At 70.4% G+C, this 15,910-nt stretch carries 13 protein-coding genes; 4 read left to right on the plus strand and 9 right to left on the minus strand.

The features are described 5' to 3' along the window. Position 1: 1 nt before the first annotated feature. Together MCHT01_RS23765 and MCHT01_RS23770 are read right to left on the minus strand one after the other, a co-directional pair. Positions 2-3,187: an efflux RND transporter permease subunit gene (locus MCHT01_RS23765; protein WP_067069723.1), complete on the minus strand. Its 3,186-nt coding sequence runs from the start codon at positions 3,185-3,187 to the stop codon at positions 2-4. 29 nt (positions 3,188-3,216) lie between these two features. Further along, positions 3,217-4,464 carry an efflux RND transporter periplasmic adaptor subunit gene (locus tag MCHT01_RS23770; RefSeq protein ID WP_084453312.1) on the minus strand — a complete coding sequence of 416 codons (1,248 nt, stop codon included), beginning with the start codon at positions 4,462-4,464 and terminating at the stop codon, positions 3,217-3,219. A 241-nt stretch (positions 4,465-4,705) separates the two neighbouring features. On the opposite strand from MCHT01_RS23770, the gene MCHT01_RS23775 reads away from it, so the two are divergent. Together MCHT01_RS23775 and MCHT01_RS23780 are read left to right on the plus strand one after the other, a co-directional pair. Then, a complete protein-coding gene (locus MCHT01_RS23775) occupies positions 4,706-5,503 on the plus strand; it encodes a TetR family transcriptional regulator (RefSeq protein ID WP_067069729.1) in 798 nt (265 codons plus the stop codon). Between the two features lie 99 nt (positions 5,504-5,602). Further along, positions 5,603-8,101: a YgiQ family radical SAM protein gene (locus MCHT01_RS23780; RefSeq protein ID WP_439956185.1), complete on the plus strand. Its 2,499-nt coding sequence runs from the start codon at positions 5,603-5,605 to the stop codon at positions 8,099-8,101. A 3-nt stretch (positions 8,102-8,104) separates the two neighbouring features. On the opposite strand, the gene MCHT01_RS23785 is transcribed toward MCHT01_RS23780, so the two are convergent. Together MCHT01_RS23785 and MCHT01_RS23790 are read right to left on the minus strand one after the other, a co-directional pair. Beyond that, a complete protein-coding gene (locus MCHT01_RS23785; protein WP_067069732.1) occupies positions 8,105-8,596 on the minus strand; it encodes a hypothetical protein in 492 nt (163 codons plus the stop codon). Then, positions 8,596-9,006: a phage holin family protein gene (locus MCHT01_RS23790; protein ID WP_067069735.1), complete on the minus strand. Its 411-nt coding sequence runs from the start codon at positions 9,004-9,006 to the stop codon at positions 8,596-8,598. The genes MCHT01_RS23785 and MCHT01_RS23790 overlap by 1 nt, the downstream gene beginning before the upstream one ends. 180 nt (positions 9,007-9,186) lie before the next feature. On the opposite strand from MCHT01_RS23790, the gene MCHT01_RS23795 reads away from it, so the two are divergent. Then, complete coding sequence (locus MCHT01_RS23795; protein ID WP_084453291.1) at positions 9,187-11,502, plus strand: putative bifunctional diguanylate cyclase/phosphodiesterase; 2,316 nt, start codon at positions 9,187-9,189, stop codon at positions 11,500-11,502. On the opposite strand, the gene MCHT01_RS23800 is transcribed toward MCHT01_RS23795, so the two are convergent. The 3 genes from MCHT01_RS23800 to MCHT01_RS23810 all read right to left on the minus strand — a co-directional run bounded on the left by MCHT01_RS23800 (position 11,489) and on the right by MCHT01_RS23810 (position 13,878). After that, on the minus strand, positions 11,489-11,794 hold the full coding sequence (locus MCHT01_RS23800; RefSeq protein ID WP_067069738.1) for an ElaB/YgaM/YqjD family protein: 306 nt from the start codon (positions 11,792-11,794) through the stop codon (positions 11,489-11,491). The two genes, MCHT01_RS23795 and MCHT01_RS23800, sit on opposite strands and share 14 nt — an antisense overlap. 193 nt (positions 11,795-11,987) lie before the next feature. Continuing rightward, positions 11,988-12,365 carry a hypothetical protein gene (locus tag MCHT01_RS23805; protein ID WP_067069741.1) on the minus strand — a complete coding sequence of 126 codons (378 nt, stop codon included), beginning with the start codon at positions 12,363-12,365 and terminating at the stop codon, positions 11,988-11,990. After that, positions 12,355-13,878 carry a C25 family cysteine peptidase gene (locus tag MCHT01_RS23810; RefSeq protein WP_067069744.1) on the minus strand — a complete coding sequence of 508 codons (1,524 nt, stop codon included), beginning with the start codon at positions 13,876-13,878 and terminating at the stop codon, positions 12,355-12,357. The genes MCHT01_RS23805 and MCHT01_RS23810 overlap by 11 nt, the downstream gene beginning before the upstream one ends. A 177-nt stretch (positions 13,879-14,055) precedes the next feature. On the opposite strand from MCHT01_RS23810, the gene MCHT01_RS23815 reads away from it, so the two are divergent. Beyond that, complete coding sequence (locus tag MCHT01_RS23815; protein WP_067069747.1) at positions 14,056-14,520, plus strand: hypothetical protein; 465 nt, start codon at positions 14,056-14,058, stop codon at positions 14,518-14,520. A 55-nt stretch (positions 14,521-14,575) separates the two neighbouring features. Here the strand turns inward: MCHT01_RS23815 and MCHT01_RS23820 are convergent, their stop codons facing one another. Beyond that, complete coding sequence (locus tag MCHT01_RS23820) at positions 14,576-15,223, minus strand: hypothetical protein (RefSeq protein WP_245643606.1); 648 nt, start codon at positions 15,221-15,223, stop codon at positions 14,576-14,578. A 5-nt stretch (positions 15,224-15,228) separates the two neighbouring features. Then, positions 15,229-15,810, minus strand: a complete 582-nt coding sequence (locus MCHT01_RS23825) for a ComF family protein (RefSeq protein ID WP_067069750.1) — start codon at positions 15,808-15,810, stop codon at positions 15,229-15,231. Positions 15,811-15,910: the final 100 nt, after the last annotated feature.

Below are 15,910 nucleotides of genomic sequence, written 5' to 3' on the forward strand. Positions count from 1 at the left end.
GTCAGACTCCGTCGGCGTTCTTGGCGGCTTCGATCGCCTTGGCCGGACTCGGGCCGTCCAGCTCATGCGTGTACATCTTGCGCTGGCGTTCGCTGCCCTTGAAGAAGCGGCGCACCACCAGGAAGAACACCGGCACGAACACCACCGCCAGCAAGGTCGCGGTGATCATCCCGGACAGCACGCCGGTGCCGATCGCGCGCTGGCTGGCCGAACCGGCGCCGGTCGCGAAGAACAGCGGCGCCACGCCCAGGATGAAGGCCATCGAGGTCATGATGATGGGACGGAAGCGCAGGTGCGCCGCCTCCAGCACCGCCTCGACCAGGCCCTTGCCCTGCGCCTGCAGGTCCTTGGCGAACTCGATGATCAGGATCGCGTTCTTCGCCGACAGGCCGATGATGGTGATCAGGCCGACCTTGAAGTACACGTCGTTGGGCATGCCGCGCAGCGTGGCGCCCGCCAGCGCGCCCAGCAGGCCCAGCGGCACCACCAGCATCACCGACAGCGGAATGGACCAGCTCTCGTACAGCGCGGCCAGGCACAGGAAGACGGCCAGCAGCGAGAACGCCAGCAGGATGCCCGCCTGCGACCCCGACAGCTGCTCTTCGCGCGACAGGCCCGTCCACTCGTAGCCGATGCCCGGCGGGAGCTGCGCGATCATGGACTCGAGCTCCTTCATCGCCTGGCCCGTCGAGGCACCGGCCGCGGCGTCGCCGGCCAGGCGCATCGCCGGATAGCCGTTGTAGCGCGTGGCCTGCATCTGGCCGGTGATCCAGTGGCTGGTCGCGAAGGCCGACAGCGGCACGTTGGCGCCCTGCGCGTTGGTCACGTTGATGGCCAGCACGTCCTCGGGGGTCATGCGCTTGGGCGCGTCCGCCTGCACGACGACACGCTGCATGCGGCCGGCGCTCGGGAAGTCGTTCACGTAGGCCGAGCCCAGCTGCGTGCCCAGGGTGCGGGAGATGGTGTCGTAGCCGACGCCCAGCGCCTGCGCCTTGTCGCGGTCGATGTCGACCTGCAGCTGCGGCGCGTCCTCCAGACCGTCCGGACGCATGCCCGTGATGATCTTGCTCTTCTGCGCCATGCCCATCAGCTGGTTGCGGGCCTGCAGCAGCGCCTCGTGGCCGAGGCCGCCGCGGTCCTGCAGACGCAGCGCGAAGCCGGTGGCCGTGCCCAGTTCAGGGATGGGCGGGGGCGACAGCGGGAAGATGAACGCGTCGCGCACCCCCACCATCATGGCGCCCATCACCCGGCCCGCCAGCGCCTGCGCGCTGTGCGCCTGGCCCTTGCGCTCGTCCCAGGACTTCAGCGGCACGAACACCAGCGCGGCGTTCTGGCCCTGGCCCGAGAACGAGAAGCCGATCACGCCGATGGTGTCGGCCACTTCCGGCTGCTTGTGCAGGAAGTCCTCGACGGCGGCGACGGCGGCCTCGGTCCGGTTGGACGTCGCGCCCGGGGGCAGCTGCACGTTGACGATCAGGTAGCCCTGGTCTTCGTTGGGCAGGAAGGACGTGGGCATGCGGACATACAGCCAGCCCACCACCGCGACGACGGCGACGAAGGCCGCCATCATCGAACCGCTGCGCTTGAGCAGCTTGGCGACCCAGCCCTCGTAGCCCTTGGCGGTGCGCGAGAAGCCGCGGTTGAACCAGCCGAAGAAGCCGCGCTTCTCGTGGTGGTGACCCGCCTCGACCGGCTTGAGCAGCGTGGCGCACAGCGCCGGCGTCAGCGACAGCGCCATCAGCGCCGACAGCGCCATGGAGGCCACCATCGCCAGCGAGAACTGGCGGTAGATGTTGCCCACCGAGCCCGCGAAGAAGGCCATCGGGATGAACACCGCGATCAGCACCGTGGTGATGCCGATGATGGCGCCCGAGATCTGGCCCATCGCCTTCTTGGTCGCCTCACGCGGGCTGAGGCCCTCCTCGCTCATGATGCGCTCGACGTTCTCGACGACGACGATCGCGTCGTCCACGAGGATGCCGATCGCCAGCACCATGCCGAACAGCGTCAGCACGTTGATCGAGAAGCCCAGCGCCAGCATGACCCCGAAGGTGCCCAGCAGCGCCACCGGCACCACCAGCGTCGGGATCAGCGTGTAGCGCCAGTCCTGCAGGAACAGGTACATCACCAGGAACACCAGGATGACCGCCTCGATCAGGGTCTCGACCACCTGCGAGATCGAGATCTTCACGAACTTGGACGAGTCGTACGGGATCACGTAGTCGACGCCGGCCGGGAAGTACTTCTTGAGTTCCTCCATGCGGGCCTTGACCGCGGTCGCCGTGCCCAGTGCGTTGCCGGTGGGCGAGAGCTGCACGCCGATGCCGGTGGACGGCTTGCCGTTCAGGCGGGTGTAGGTGCTGTAGCTCTGGCCGCCCAGCTCGATGCGGGCCACGTCCTTGAGCAGGACCTTGGAGCCGTCGGTGTTGGCGCGCAGGACGATCTTCTCGAACTGCTCCTTGTTCTCCAGCTGGCCCTTGACGACGATGGTCGCCGACATGGTCTGGCTGGAGGTGTTGGGCCGGTCGCCCAGCACGCCGGCCGGGACCAGCGCGTTCTGGGCCGACACCGCGGCGTTCACTTCAGCCGGGCTGAGGTTGAACGACTGCATCTTGGCCGGGTCCAGCCAGATGCGCATCGCGCGCTCCGAGCCGAACAGCTGCGCCTGGCCGACGCCGGCGATCCGCTGGATCTCGGGGACGACGTTGCGCGCGGCGTAGTCGCCCAGCGCGATCGGGTCCATCGAGCCGTCCTTGGACGCCATCGTCACGAACAGCAGGAAGTTGGAGCGCGACTTGTCGACGCGCACGCCCTGCTGCGTCACGGCCGCCGGCAGGCGGGGCGTGGCGCGCGAGAGGCGGTTCTGGATTTCCACCTGGGCCAGGTCGATGTTGGTGCCGGACTCGAAGGTCACGGTGATCGAGCCGGTGCCGTTGGCCTGGCTGATCGATTCCATGTAGGCCAGGCCGGGGGCGCCGTTGAGCTCCTGCTCGATCACGGAGACGACCGCCTCGTCCAGGGTCTTGGCCGAGGCGCCCGGGTACGCGACCGAGATCACCAGCGACGGCGGTGCCACGGTCGGGTACTGCGCCACCGGCAGCTGGGTGATGGCCACCCCGCCGAAGACCAGGATGAACAGGGCGATCACCCACGCGAAGATGGGGCGATCAATGAAAAAACGTGCCATGTCTTGGATCCTTCCCGAGCGTCAGACGCTCAGCGGCTCGCCGCCGAGGCGGCGGGCGCGGCGCCCGAGGCGGCGCTGGCCGGGTTGAACGGCACCGGATTGACCGGCGCCCCCGGCACGAACATCTTCTGGAAGCCGTCGGCGATGACCTTCTCGCCGGGCTTCAGGCCGTCCAGGACGACCCACTGGTTGCCGATGGCGTTGCCGATCTTGATCGGGCGCGGGGCGGGCTTGTTGTCGGCGCCGACCACCAGCACGGTGTCGCCCGACGAGCCGCGCGTCACCGCCTGCTGCGGCAGCAGGATGGCGGAAGGCAGCTCGGCCTGGGCGACGCGCACGCGCACGTACTGGCCGGGCAGCAGCTGGCCGTCGGTGTTGGGCACCTCGGCGCGCAGGGTGACCTGGCCGGAGGTGGGGTCGACGGTCAGGTCGGTGAACAGCAGCTTGCCGGTGCGCACGACCTTGCCGTCGTCGCCCAGCACCTCGACCTGCGCGGCGTTGGCGCCGGCGCTGCGCAGCTGGCCGGCGGCCAGGGCGCGGCGCATGTTCTGCACCTCGGTGGCGGACTGGGTGAAGTTCACGTAGACGCTGCTGACCTGCTGGATCAGCGCCAGCTGGGTGGCGTCGGAGGCGCCGACCAGGGCGCCCTCGGTCACCAGCGCGCGGCCGATGCGACCCGAGATGGGGGCGTAGACGTGGGCGTAATCGACGCTCAGCTTCGCTTGCGCGACGGCGGCCTTGGCGGCGGCGACGTCGGCGGTGGCCGACTTGGCCGCGGCGACCGAGCTGATGTAGTCCTGCTGGCTGATCGCCTTGGCGTCGGCCAGCGGCTTGTTGCGGGCGGCCTGGGCGGCGGCCTGCGCTTCATTGGCTTGCGCCTTGGCCAGCGTGGCGTTGGCGCTGTCCAGCGCGGCCTGGTACTGGGCCGGGTCGATCAGGAACAGCTGCTGGCCGGCCTTGACTTCCGAGCCTTCGGTGAACAGGCGCTTGAGCACCACGCCGTTGACGCGGGCGCGGACCTGGGCGGTGCGCAGGGCCTCGACGCGGCCCGGGAGCTCGGTCGCCAGGGCCACCGGCTGGGCGCCCACCGTGACCACGCCGACGTTGGCCGGCGGCATGCCGCCGCCGTGTCCGCCGCCCGCCTGTTCTTCCTTGCCGCAGCCGGTCAGCACGGCCGCCAGCGACACCACCAGGGGCAGCAGATAAAGCACGCGGGCACCGACCTTCAGGCCCGGACGCTCCGTCCCCGGCAGTTCTTTTGTCAGAGGGCTAGACATCACGATGGGATTCCTCTCGCAGTACATGTGATTCGAGTGAGCGGTCGGACCGACCCACGGACGACGGACGCGGCGCATCTTCTGGCAAGTCGCGACCCTTCGGCAACGACGGGTGAGGTCGTCGCGGATCGACAGCGTTGGCGGGAAGGCGGGAACGGCCCACTCCGGGTAGACCCGAAAGGCGTGGAGTATATACATACATTCGCGTATGTATGTTTCTCCCGTGTTCTAGAATCCGCCCATGGCCCGCCGAACCAAACAAGAAGCCCAGGAGACACGCGCCCGTCTGCTCGACGCGGCGGAACTGCTGTTCCATGAACGCGGCGTGTCCCGCACCTCGCTGCAGGACATCGCGCAAGCCGCCGGCGTCACGCGCGGCGCGGTGTACTGGCACTTCGAGGACAAGGTGCAGCTCTTCAACGCGATGATGGAGCGCGCCACCATGCCCCTGGAAGAGGGCTTCGACGACGCCCTGTCCGGCTACGCCGACCGCCCATTGGACGAGTTGCGCCTGCGGCTGATGAATGTCATGCACTGCGCCGTGTTCAATGCGCGCACACGCCGCGCCTTCGAGATCGCCAACCTGCGGGTGGAGTTCGTCGGGGAGATGGCCTCCATCCACGGCCGCAAGGTCGCGGCGCATCGCGAGTGGACCGCCCGCAACCAGGAGACCTTCGAGCGCGCCATCGCGCTGGGCCAGTTGCCGCGCGACCTGGACACCCACCAGGCAGCCATCGGGCTGATGGCGCTGATCGGCGGCCTGCTGCACCACTGGATCATGGACCCCGCGTCCTTCGACCTGATCGAGGTCGGGCAGGCGCGGCTGGAGCATTTCCTGTCCAGTCTGACGGTGACCGTGCCCAACCGGTTCGCCCCGCTGACCGCGACCGAGCGCCTCACGCTGGGCCGCCAACCGCTGTGCGACGGCGGACGATCCCCCTTCGGCTCGGACGCGGATCCGCCGGCCGACCCGCCCGGGGCCGAGCCGCTGGCCAGCACCCCGACGCCCGACCCGACCGGCGATCACCCCCCTCGCTGAAACAATCCCGGGCGAAATCCCCGCGAATGTGAGGTCTCCCCTGGGGTGAACCCGGGTGTGCGGCGACAATACGCGGTTGCCCACGCCCGAGCCGCCGCCGTGTCCATTGCCCCGCCCCCGACCCGTCCCCTGTCCGATCTGAAGAAGACCGGCCAGAAGGCGCTGACCGCCTACCGCCCGTTCTGGGCCAAGCGCTTCGGTCCCGCCCCCTTCCTGCCCATGTCGCGGGAGGAGATGACGCAGCTCGGCTGGGACAGCTGCGACATCATCATCGTCAGCGGCGACGCCTACGTGGACCACCCGAGCTTCGGCATGGCGGTCATCGGGCGCACGCTGGAGGCGCAGGGCTTCCGCGTCGGGATCATCGCGCAGCCGGACTGGAACTCGGTCGACCCGTTCCGCGCGCTGGGCAAGCCCAACCTGTTCTTCGGCGTGGCGGCCGGCAACATGGATTCGATGATCAACCACTACACGGCCGACCGGAAGATCCGCTCGGACGACGCCTACACGCCGGGCGGCGAGGCGGGCAAGCGGCCGGACCGGGCGACCCTGGTCTACACGCAGCGCTGCAAGGAGGCGTTCAAGGACGTCCCGGTGATCATCGGCGGCATCGAGGCCTCGCTGCGCCGCATCGCGCATTACGACTACTGGCAGGACAAGGTCCGCCGCTCGATCCTGGTGGACTCCAAGGCCGACCTGCTGGTCTACGGCAACGCCGAGCGCGCCATCATCGAGATCGCCCATCGCCTCTCCCAGAAGAAGCCCATCGAGTCCATCACCGACGTCCGCGGCACCGCCTTCATGCGCAAGCCGGACGACGAGTCGCTCAACGGGTGGTTCGAGATCGACTCCACCGAGGTCGACGTCCCCGGAAAGATCGACGCGCTGCTCAGCCCCTACATGACGACCGAGGAAGCGGCCGCCGACCAGGGCACCGACTGCTCGAAGCAGCAGGCGCAGGCCGCGGGCGCCGACGGCACCACGGGCGCTGCCGCGACCGCCCCGGCCCCGGCCGGCATGGCCGAGGTCAAGCCGATCAAGATCATCCGCCAGACGCTGTCCAAGACGGGCGGCGACGGCCGCGCGCTGGTCACCCCGCGCGACCGCACCGTCATCCGCCTCCCGGCGTACGAGCAGGTCAAGAGCGATCCGGTGCTCTACGCCCACGCCAACCGCGTGCTGCACCTGGAGACCAACCCGGGCAATGCCCGCGCGCTGGTGCAGCGTCACTCGTCCAGCGGCGTCGACCGCGACGTGTGGCTGAACCCGCCCCCGATCCCGCTGACCACGGTCGAGATGGACCACGTGTTCGACCTGCCCTACGCGCGCAGCCCGCATCCGGTCTACGCGGACCAGGACGGCAGCCACGACCACGGCACGAAGATTCCCGCCTGGGAAATGATCCGCTTCAGCGTGAACATCATGCGCGGCTGCTTCGGCGGCTGCACCTTCTGCTCGATCACCGAGCACGAGGGCCGCGTGATCCAGAGCCGCAGCGAGGACTCGATCATTCGCGAGATCGAGGACATCCGCGACAAGGTGAAGGGCTTCACCGGGATCATCTCGGACCTGGGCGGCCCGACGGCCAACATGTGGCACATCGGCTGCAAGAGCCCCGAGATCGAGGCCGCCTGCCGCAAGCCCAGCTGCGTCTATCCGGGCATCTGCCCCAACCTGCACACCGACCACGGTCCGCTGATCAAGCTGTACCGGCGCGCGCGCGGGCTGCGCGGCGTCAAGAAGATCCTGATCGGCTCGGGCCTGCGCTACGACCTGGCGATCGAGTCCCCCGAGTACATCCAGGAGCTGGTGACCCACCACGTCGGCGGCTACCTGAAGATCGCGCCCGAGCACACCGAGGGCGGCCCGCTGTCCAAGATGATGAAGCCGGGCATCGGGACCTATGACCGCTTCAAGCAGCTGTTCGAGGTGGCGAGCGCCGCGGCGGGCAAGAAGCAGTACCTGATCCCCTACTTCATCGCCGCGCACCCCGGCACGGCCGACGAGGACATGATGAACCTGGCGCTGTGGCTGAAGCGGAACGGCTTCCGCGCGGACCAGGTGCAGACCTTCTATCCGAGCCCGATGGCCACCGCCACGGCGATGTACCACTCGGGCAAGAACCCGCTGAAGAAGGTGGGCCGCGACACCGAGTCCGTCGACATCGTCAAGGGCGAGCGCCGCCGGCGCCTGCACAAGGCCTTCCTGCGCTATCACGACCCGAAGAACTGGCCGCTGCTGCGCGATGCGCTCAAGGAGATGGGCCGCGCCGATCTGATCGGCAACGGCAAGCATCACCTGATCCCGACCTTCCAGCCGGTGGGCGAGGATGCGGCGTATGAATCGGCGCGTCGGAAGAACTCGACGAAGGCGGGTCAGAAGGTCGCGCCGAACAAGCCGCGCGCGGGTCAGATCCTGACCCAGCACACCGGCCTGCCCCCGCGCGAGACCGGTGCCGCGCGCACGCCGCAGCGACCCGCCGGTGCCAGCGCGCGTCCCGCGACGGGCGCGAGCGCGCGTCCGGGCTCGAACGCGAAGCCGGCGGCGGCCGGCGGTCGGCCGGGCGGCCGCCCCGCCACGAAGCGCGGCCCGCGCTGAGCCTCAGCGCGACGGCGTCTCCCCGTGGGCGCCGCTCGCCGGGGCCGCGGCGGAGGTCGTCGCGGTCGTCGCGGTCGTCGCGGTCGGTGCGCTCGATGCGCTCGATGCGGCGGTCGGTGTCGACGCGGCGGCGGGAGAGGACGGCTCGCCGTCCGGCTTGAGCCACCGCCAGACCTTCCAGCCCAGGCTGACCCAGGCCCAGATCCGGGCGACACGACCGGGCGAGCGCTCCGAGCCCTCCTCCGCGTCGCCGTCGCGCCGGTTGAAGCGCCGCATCAATCCCGCGAGGCCTCCCGCCGCGGCCATCGCCGCCACGGTCCGCCACAGGCGCGGCATGCTGCCGGCCAGTCGCCACAGCGCCTGGCCGCGATCGGCCCAGCGCATCGGGCGCTCGAAGGCCTCGGCGTCATGCAGCAGTCCCAGACGCAGTTCCGCGCTGCGCAGCTGCAGCTCGAGCTGCCGCAGCTTCAGCCGTTGACGGGCGTCGCGCCACATCACCAGCGCTCCCCGCCGCGAGCGGCGTCGGCGTCATCCTCGGGCGCGACCGCGCGGCGATCCCGCGCCAGCTCGGCGACGCTGGCAGCGAAGGGGCGCCCGGTCGACAGCTGCCGCTTCGCCCATTGCCAGCACAGCACCGCCGCGATCGCGAAGACCGCGCCCAGTCCCGCGCCCACCGGCGCGCGCCACTCGGCCGGCACCCACAGCAGGCCCGCGAAGATCAGCATCACCAGCGCCGCCACGCCCATCAGCAGCGCCAGCAGCAACGCGGTCAGCGCGCCGAACAGCCGCAGCAGCTCGGACTGCAGCTCCACGCCCAGCAGCTCCAGCCGCACGCGCGCCAGTTCCAGCGCCCGCTCGGCCATCCGGCGCAGCCGGTCCGCCAGGCTCGGATCGTGTGCATCCATCGATTGTTTCTCCTCTGTGACGCGCCCCTCGGAGTGCGGAAGCTATCACTGAATCGGGGGAAACGAGGGCGATCTTTGGGGATGCGGCCCGCAGGCGTTGGGCTACAGTGCGCAGTAACGCTTGGTTGCGCCCCGCGCCGCCGGACAGACAAGGTCCTCTCAATGCCTGATCGCCAGCCCATGCCGCACACCGCCGTCGTCGAGGACGACGACCTGCTGCAGTTCCTGGACGACCACGAGCACGCCCACGACGAGCCCCAAGCCCCGCGCACCCCGTGGCGCGTGCTGATCGTCGACGACGACACCGACGTCCACAAGGCCACCGAGCTGGCCATGCAGGGTCTGCCCATCGAGGGCCAGCCGCTGACCTTCCTCCACGCCAAGTCCGCCGCCGAGGCCCGCGCGCTGCTGGTCGCCGAGCCCGACATCGCCGTCGTGCTGCTGGACGTGGTCATGGAATCCGACGACGCCGGCCTGCAACTGGTGCGCCACATCCGCGAGGAACTGCGCCAGCGCGCCGTGCGCATCGTGCTGCGCACCGGCCAGCCCGGCTACGCGCCGGAGATCGAGACCGTCCAGGCCTACGACATCAACGACTACAAGACCAAGTCGGAGCTGACCCGCACGCGGCTGTACACCGTGCTGACGGCGGCGATCCGCTCGTACCGCCAGATCCGCGCGCTCGAGGCCAACCGGCAAGGCCTGGAGATGATCGTCGAGGCCAGCACCGAGCTCGGCCGCCAGCACGGCCTGCACCGCTTCGCCGAAGGCGTGGTGACCCAGCTGTGCGCGCTGCTGGGCACATTGCCCGAGGGCCTGGTCTGCGTGCAGGCGCACAACGACGCCAGCGGCGACGCCCGCGTCATCGCGGCCGCCGGCCAGTACAGCTCCCTGATCAACCGACCGCTGCACGCGGTGCCCGTCGCCAAGGTCCGCGAGCTGCTGGCCCGCTGCCTGGCCGCCGGCCACAACCTGCACGAGGACGGCTGCACCGTCCTGCACTTCGGTCTGCCCAGCGGCCGCGCGATGGCCGCGCTGGTCGAGGTGCAGCGCGAGCTCGACGACCTCGACCGTCAGCTGCTGCGCGCCTTCTGCTCCAACATCTCGGTGGGCTTCGAGAACGTCATGCTCTACACGCAGCTGACGGACCAGGCCTACAACGACCCGCTGCTGCAGCTGCCCAACCGCACCCGCTTCATCGAGCTGCTCGAGCACAACCTCAAGAGTCCCGAGGGCATCACCCTCGCGCTGATCGACCTGGACGACTTCGCCGACGTCAACGACGCCTTCGGCCATCGCTTCGGCGATCAGGTGCTGCAGGCGGTGTCGCAGCGGATGGCGCAGCGCCTGGGCTTCAACACCGCGATGGCGCGGATCTCGTCCAACGCCTTCGGCCTGCTGGGTCCGGACGAGATGGTCAACGGCCAGCGCATCGGCGCGGTCTTCGACGACCCCTTCACCGTCGCCGGCGAGCGCCTGCAGCTCTCCGCGACCTCGGGCCTGGTGCGGCTCGCGCAGTCGCGCGCGCTGGGCTCGGAACTGCTGCTGGACGCGCAGATCGCGCTCAAGCGCGCCAAGGCGGGCAACCGCGGCGCGTCGCAGTACTTCTCCCCGGAGATGGGCATCGACGCCCGCGAGCGCTTCAAGCTGCTCAAGGGCCTGCGCGCCAGCTTCGAGGAACGCCGCCTCTTCGTCGTGTACCAGCCGCAGGTGGAGCTGAGCACGCTGCGCGTGATCGGCGCCGAGGCGCTGCTGCGCTGGCGCACGGCCGAGGGTCAGTTCGTGCCCCCCGACCAGTTCATCCCGCTGGCCGAGCAGTCCGGCCTGATCGTCCCGATCGGCGAATTCGTCCTGAGGACCGCCTGCTACCAGGTGCGGCAGCTGCGCGAGAGCGGCTTCGCGGACTTCCGCATCGCTGTCAACATCTCGCTGGCGCAGTTCCGCCATCCGGCCTTCATCGACACGCTGCGGCGCGCGCTGGCCGATGCCGACGTGCCCGGCTCCGCGCTGGAGCTGGAGATCACCGAGTCCATGGCGATGGAAGAGGTGTCGGCCGTGCTGCGGGTGCTGGCGGAGATCCGCGGCACCGGCGCGTCGGTGGCGATCGACGATTTCGGCACGGGCTTCTCGTCGCTCAGCCAGCTGCGGCGGCTGGACGTGGAACGGCTCAAGATCGACCGCGCGTTCGTGCGCGAGGCGCAGAGCTCCGCCGCGGGCGCGACCATCGCGCAGATGGTGGTGAATCTGGGATGCAGCCTGGGGATGCGCGTCGTCGCCGAGGGCATCGAGACCGAGGAGCAGCGCCAGCACCTGCTGGCGCTGGGCTGCCACGAGGGTCAGGGCTGGCTGTTCGCCCGGCCCATGCCCGCGGAGGACCTGGAGCGCTGGCTCGCCGCGCCCAAGTCCTGGGAAGCCGGTGCCGGCGGCACCGCCGCCCCATCCACGGCCGCCTCGCAGCCGCAGACGCGCGCGAGCTCGCCGATCAGCGGCGGCTGAGCAGCAGGCCCACCAGCAGGCCGACGCCGGCCGCCACGCCGATCGACTGCCAGGGGTTGTCGTGCACGTAGTCGTCGGTCGCCTTGCCGGCGGCCTTGGCACGCTCGACCGCGACGGACTGGAACTCTCCCAGGCTGGCCTTGGCGCGATCCAGCGTCGACTGCACGCGGGCGCGCAGCTCGGACGCGCCGGCGCTGGTCTGATCGGCGGTCGCGCGCAGCAGCGATTCGGCGTCCGTCACCACCTGGTGCAGATCCGTCAGCAGGCGATCGGAAGGGGAAGTCTTGGCCATGAGCAGCACTCCTGTTTCGGGTTGATGGTCGGGTGCGGCGCCGGGGCGACCCGGCGCCGGAACGTCCGGTTGTACGTCTATCGAGCAATCACCGGCAAGTGGGCGCCTTAGTCCGAGCGCGCCGCGCGGTCTTGCCGACGCCACGATCCGGCCCTAGGGGCACATGGCGCTCCCGGGGTTCGCCGGACCGCCCTCAGGCCCAGTCACCGTCCGCGCCGGCGGGTTCATCATCGACGCGCACGCGGTAGCGACGCACCAGGAAATGACTGCCGCGGCGTTCCCCTTCGACGATCAAGACCTGACCCTCCAGGGCCGCCAGCTCGGGATCGTGGAAGGGATTGGCGCCCTCGCGGCGCAGGACGAGGCGCTCTGGCGGCGCGCTCCGACCCTCGCCGGCCTCTCCCCCCGCCTCAGCGCCCGCACCGACCTCCAGCACCGGGGCGACCCGCTCGCTCTTGCTCCCGGGCGAGCGCAGCGCGAGGACCAGTCGGCCGCACAGGCGCTCCGGCCCGGGCGCGGCGGCGTCCCCGGCATCGCGGACGTGATCGGGATCGCGGGGGTCAGCGGGCATGCATGCGCCTCACATGCAGCAGGCGGCCGTCCTGCTCGGTGGCGACCAGCGACAGCGGCAGCGCGGCGTCGCCCTCGGCCGCCTCGCCCACGGCGGTCGGCCGCAGCGCCGTGTAGACGTGCACGGTGCGGTGATCCGGCGCACCGACGATGCGGTAACTGACCCGCCGACAGTCCTTGGGCTTGAGGCCCGATTCCTTCAGCATGGGCGTCACCGCCTTGACGACGGCCGCGGCCGGCGCCGCGTCGGTGCGTTGCAAGCGGGGCAAGCTGCGTGCCAGATTGCGGCCCTCGCGCGCCAGACGCTCGCGCCGCAGGCCGCGCACGCCACGGTCCTGCACCGCCGAGAAGGCCTGCTTGAAGGCCTTGGTCCGGGTCAGCGCGTGGCCCTGGAAGGTCACCGGCTGCACCGAGGGGTCGCCCAGCAGATAGAACTGCGCCAGCGTCTTCAGGTCGACCGGATCCAGGTGGGTGCGCTCGCCGGCGAACTTCTGGCGCGCCTCCAGCAGCGCGCGGCCGGTCGAGGCCCCCGCCAGCACGCGTTGCAGGAAATACTGGCAGACCAGGTCGGCCGAGCCGTTGCCCGCACTGGGCCCGTAGGCCACCGTCGTGCTGCCGACGAAGGCGATCGCGCCGTCGCCCAGGTAGCGCAGCGAGATCGGCCAGGCCCCCGGCCGCCCCTTCGCGTCCGGCGTCGGCGCGAAGACCTGCGCGCCGTAGCAGCACTCGGCCGCGACCACGGTGCCCGGCGTGACCAAGCCCTTCACCGTGGCCGAGGTCATCGCCTCCGGATAGGACTGGCCGTGCTGCCCGTAATAGGTCGGGTCCTGATCGGCGCCATGGCAGTTGATGAAATGCATGCGCGGCGCCAGGTCCGCCTTCTTCCACTTGGGGCCGCTGGGCGGCGAGAGCCGCAGCTGTTCGGCCGTGCCGAAGGTGTTGGTCAGGCTCATGCGGGTCGAGTCCTGCCAGACCTCGGCGGACAGGCCGAAGCTCTCGAGGTAGGACGCGCGCGGGAGCGGCTTGTGCGCGGTCGCGGCGGCGATCAGCGAGAGCAGCAGCGCGGGATCCTCCGCGCCCGGCAGGTCGGGCAGGCGGCCGACGACGCGCGTCGGACCGAGGAAGCGGTTCGGGTCGGTCCCGTAGGGCGCCTCGCAGGCATAGGGCAGATCGCTGGGGACGAGCTTGTCGTCGTCGTCGGGCGCCGGGTTCTTCAGCGGGACCATGGGCAGCAGGTCCGGACCGCCGAGCAGCACGATGTAGTGCGGGTGGCGCGCCTTGTCCAAGGCATCGATCACGGCCTTCAGCGACTTCGCGTCCGCCGGCGTGGGCAGCGGCTTGGCGCCGAGGGGCTTCATCGCGGCGGCCTGGTCGGCGGCGACGAGGCGGGTGTCGATGCCGCGTCGCTCGTCGGCCTTGATCAGCGCCTTGAGCGCCGCGTCGATCTTCGTCAGCCCCTTGGCACCGTACTTCGCGCGCAGCGCGCCGCGGTGCAGGACGATCAGCTTGTCCATCTTGGAGTCCTCCCTGGTCATTGGCCCGAACGAGTCATCGGCACCCGCGCGTGGCGCCGGTGCACTCGGGCCGCCCGATTGTGGACATCGCATCGCCGTGCGGCAACGCACGCTTTAGGGAGAGCGACCGCGATCTGTCATCAAGCCTGCATCCCGCCTGCGCAACATCCGCCCGCCATGCACGCCACCGCCACCCCGCCCCGCAAGACCGACCGCGCGCGCGAACTGCTCGCGCAAGGCCAGCGCCAACTGCCCGGCGCGCTGCGCGCCTTGCTGATCACCGTCGACGGCAAGCGCGACGCGGACGAACTGCGCCGGCTCGGGCGCGGCCTGGGCCTGGAAGACGGACTGGAGCGCCTGGTCGACCAGGGGCTGGTCGAACTGCCGCGCGTCGTCGACACCCGCGCGACGATGGAGCGCGCGCGGCGCCTGGTGTCGACGAAGTTCTTCGCGCTGGACCTGGTCACGCGCATGCTGGCGGGTCGCGAGGGCGAACTGCGCGACCTGGTCCGCCAGGCCGACACCGAGAGCCGCTTCATGGCGTGGGTCGACCTGTGCTGCGAGCACATCGAGGCCCAGTCCGACGCCGAACGCGCGACCAAGTTCCGCACCAGCGTCACCCAGACACTGGCCGGCGCCTGAGCGCCCCGGAGGGGCTCGGATCTCCTTCCCCGCTGCGATCGGCGCGGCCCCCGCCTCACTCGAACATGCGCGCCTGCGCTTGCGCCTGGCGCATCTCGTGGAGGCGCTCGGTGAGGCGGAGCTTCTCCTCGGCCTTGCGGCGCGCGGCGTCGGACATGAGGTCGGCGAGCTCCCGCAGCTGGTCGGGCCGGGCGACGATGCGGAAGTCGCGCCGCGGATGCAGGAAGACCACAGTCTTCTTGCCGCGCGCGAGCAACTCCAGGATGTTGTTCAGCGTGCCCGTGCTGCGGCCATCCCAGACCATCAGGCCGAAGTCGGCGACCTCGGCCAGGCGCCGGTCCTTCGCGGTGAAGTAGGCGCGCGAGCCGACCGCATGCGGCGACTCGACCGCCTCGACGGGCCAGTCACCGAGGTTGTGGCGCGGCGAGCCGGAGCAGTAGACGGTGACGCGCGCCTGCGGCAGCGCGAGCAGCATCCGCTGCACGGCGGCGTCCACGCCGTCGGCATCGCCGATGACGATCGCCATCCGCTGCGAGACGATGTTCTCGATGCGCGAGCGCACCTGCGCGTCGAGCTTCCGGATGCTCAGCGAGCCGGCGATGAAGACGCGCGGGGGCGCCGCGCCGGACTCGTCGAGGGCGCCATCGCCAGCGGGCGCCGTGGCGGCATCGGGCGCAGGACCGGGGACAGGGGGGACGGTCATGGCGGTCATTTCCAGGTGAGCGCGGCCACGTAGACCTGATGGACCTTCGCATAGCCCGCCAGCGCCACGCTCGCGGCCTCCAGCGAGGCGCCGCTGTCGAAGAGATCGTCGATCAACAGGGCGTTCCAGCGCCCCTGGGCGCGGATCTCGTCCTGCAGGAAGAAAGCGCCGGAGAGCGCCTCCAGCTTCTCCTCGCGCGAGGTGAGGTCCTTGAGCGGCCGCGCGAGCGGGGACTTCATCAGCAGACGCTCGAAGGTCGGCACGCCCAGCCGCCGCGACAGTTCCCGCGCGACGACCGCCACCGGCTGCCAGGGCCGCGCGCGGCTGGGCGGCATCGGCACCAGGAAGCCGATGGGCGCGAAGCGGGGGCAGACGTGTTCCAGCAGCGCCTGCGCCAGCGGGCCGGCCTGGGCGGGATCGAGGCGGTACTTGAGCTGGAACAAGGCCTCGCCGACCTCGGTGCGCGTGCTCTCGAACTGTGGGCGCCCCTGCGCGTCGTCGCCCAGGTACACGCTGCTGAGCATGTGCTTGTCCAGGACGTAGCCCTCGGCCCAGGGGCCGTCGATCTTTCGGAGGGAGACCTTCATCGGGATGACTTTCCGCGGTTGAAAGGCCCGTAGTTGCCGGGCGGGTCCGGGAAGGTTCGACATGCCCATGCCAGTCCATGGCTTGCGATACGCAGTGACC

Origin of the sequence: Mitsuaria chitosanitabida ATCC BAA-476 = NBRC 102408 (assembly GCF_001598255.1) — a bacterium.
Classification (GTDB): domain Bacteria; phylum Pseudomonadota; class Gammaproteobacteria; order Burkholderiales; family Burkholderiaceae_C; genus Roseateles; species Roseateles chitosanitabidus.

What these genes read in the sequence shown, in the direction of transcription:
- MCHT01_RS23800 (WP_067069738.1), bottom strand. Translation starts at nt 11,794, where the DNA reads ATGGCCAAGACTTCCCCTTCCGATCGCCTGCTGACGGATCTGCACCAG.
- MCHT01_RS23765 (WP_067069723.1), bottom strand. Translation starts at nt 3,187, where the DNA reads ATGGCACGTTTTTTCATTGATCGCCCCATCTTCGCGTGGGTGATCGCC.
- MCHT01_RS23775 (WP_067069729.1), top strand. Translation starts at nt 4,706, where the DNA reads ATGGCCCGCCGAACCAAACAAGAAGCCCAGGAGACACGCGCCCGTCTG.
- MCHT01_RS23810 (WP_067069744.1), bottom strand. Translation starts at nt 13,878, where the DNA reads ATGGACAAGCTGATCGTCCTGCACCGCGGCGCGCTGCGCGCGAAGTAC.
- MCHT01_RS23795 (WP_084453291.1), top strand. Translation starts at nt 9,187, where the DNA reads ATGCCGCACACCGCCGTCGTCGAGGACGACGACCTGCTGCAGTTCCTG.
- MCHT01_RS23815 (WP_067069747.1), top strand. Translation starts at nt 14,056, where the DNA reads ATGCACGCCACCGCCACCCCGCCCCGCAAGACCGACCGCGCGCGCGAA.
- MCHT01_RS23825 (WP_067069750.1), bottom strand. Translation starts at nt 15,810, where the DNA reads ATGAAGGTCTCCCTCCGAAAGATCGACGGCCCCTGGGCCGAGGGCTAC.
- MCHT01_RS23805 (WP_067069741.1), bottom strand. Translation starts at nt 12,365, where the DNA reads ATGCCCGCTGACCCCCGCGATCCCGATCACGTCCGCGATGCCGGGGAC.
- MCHT01_RS23790 (WP_067069735.1), bottom strand. Translation starts at nt 9,006, where the DNA reads ATGGATGCACACGATCCGAGCCTGGCGGACCGGCTGCGCCGGATGGCC.
- MCHT01_RS23820 (WP_245643606.1), bottom strand. Translation starts at nt 15,223, where the DNA reads ATGACCGTCCCCCCTGTCCCCGGTCCTGCGCCCGATGCCGCCACGGCG.
- MCHT01_RS23770 (WP_084453312.1), bottom strand. Translation starts at nt 4,464, where the DNA reads ATGTCTAGCCCTCTGACAAAAGAACTGCCGGGGACGGAGCGTCCGGGC.
- MCHT01_RS23785 (WP_067069732.1), bottom strand. Translation starts at nt 8,596, where the DNA reads ATGTGGCGCGACGCCCGTCAACGGCTGAAGCTGCGGCAGCTCGAGCTG.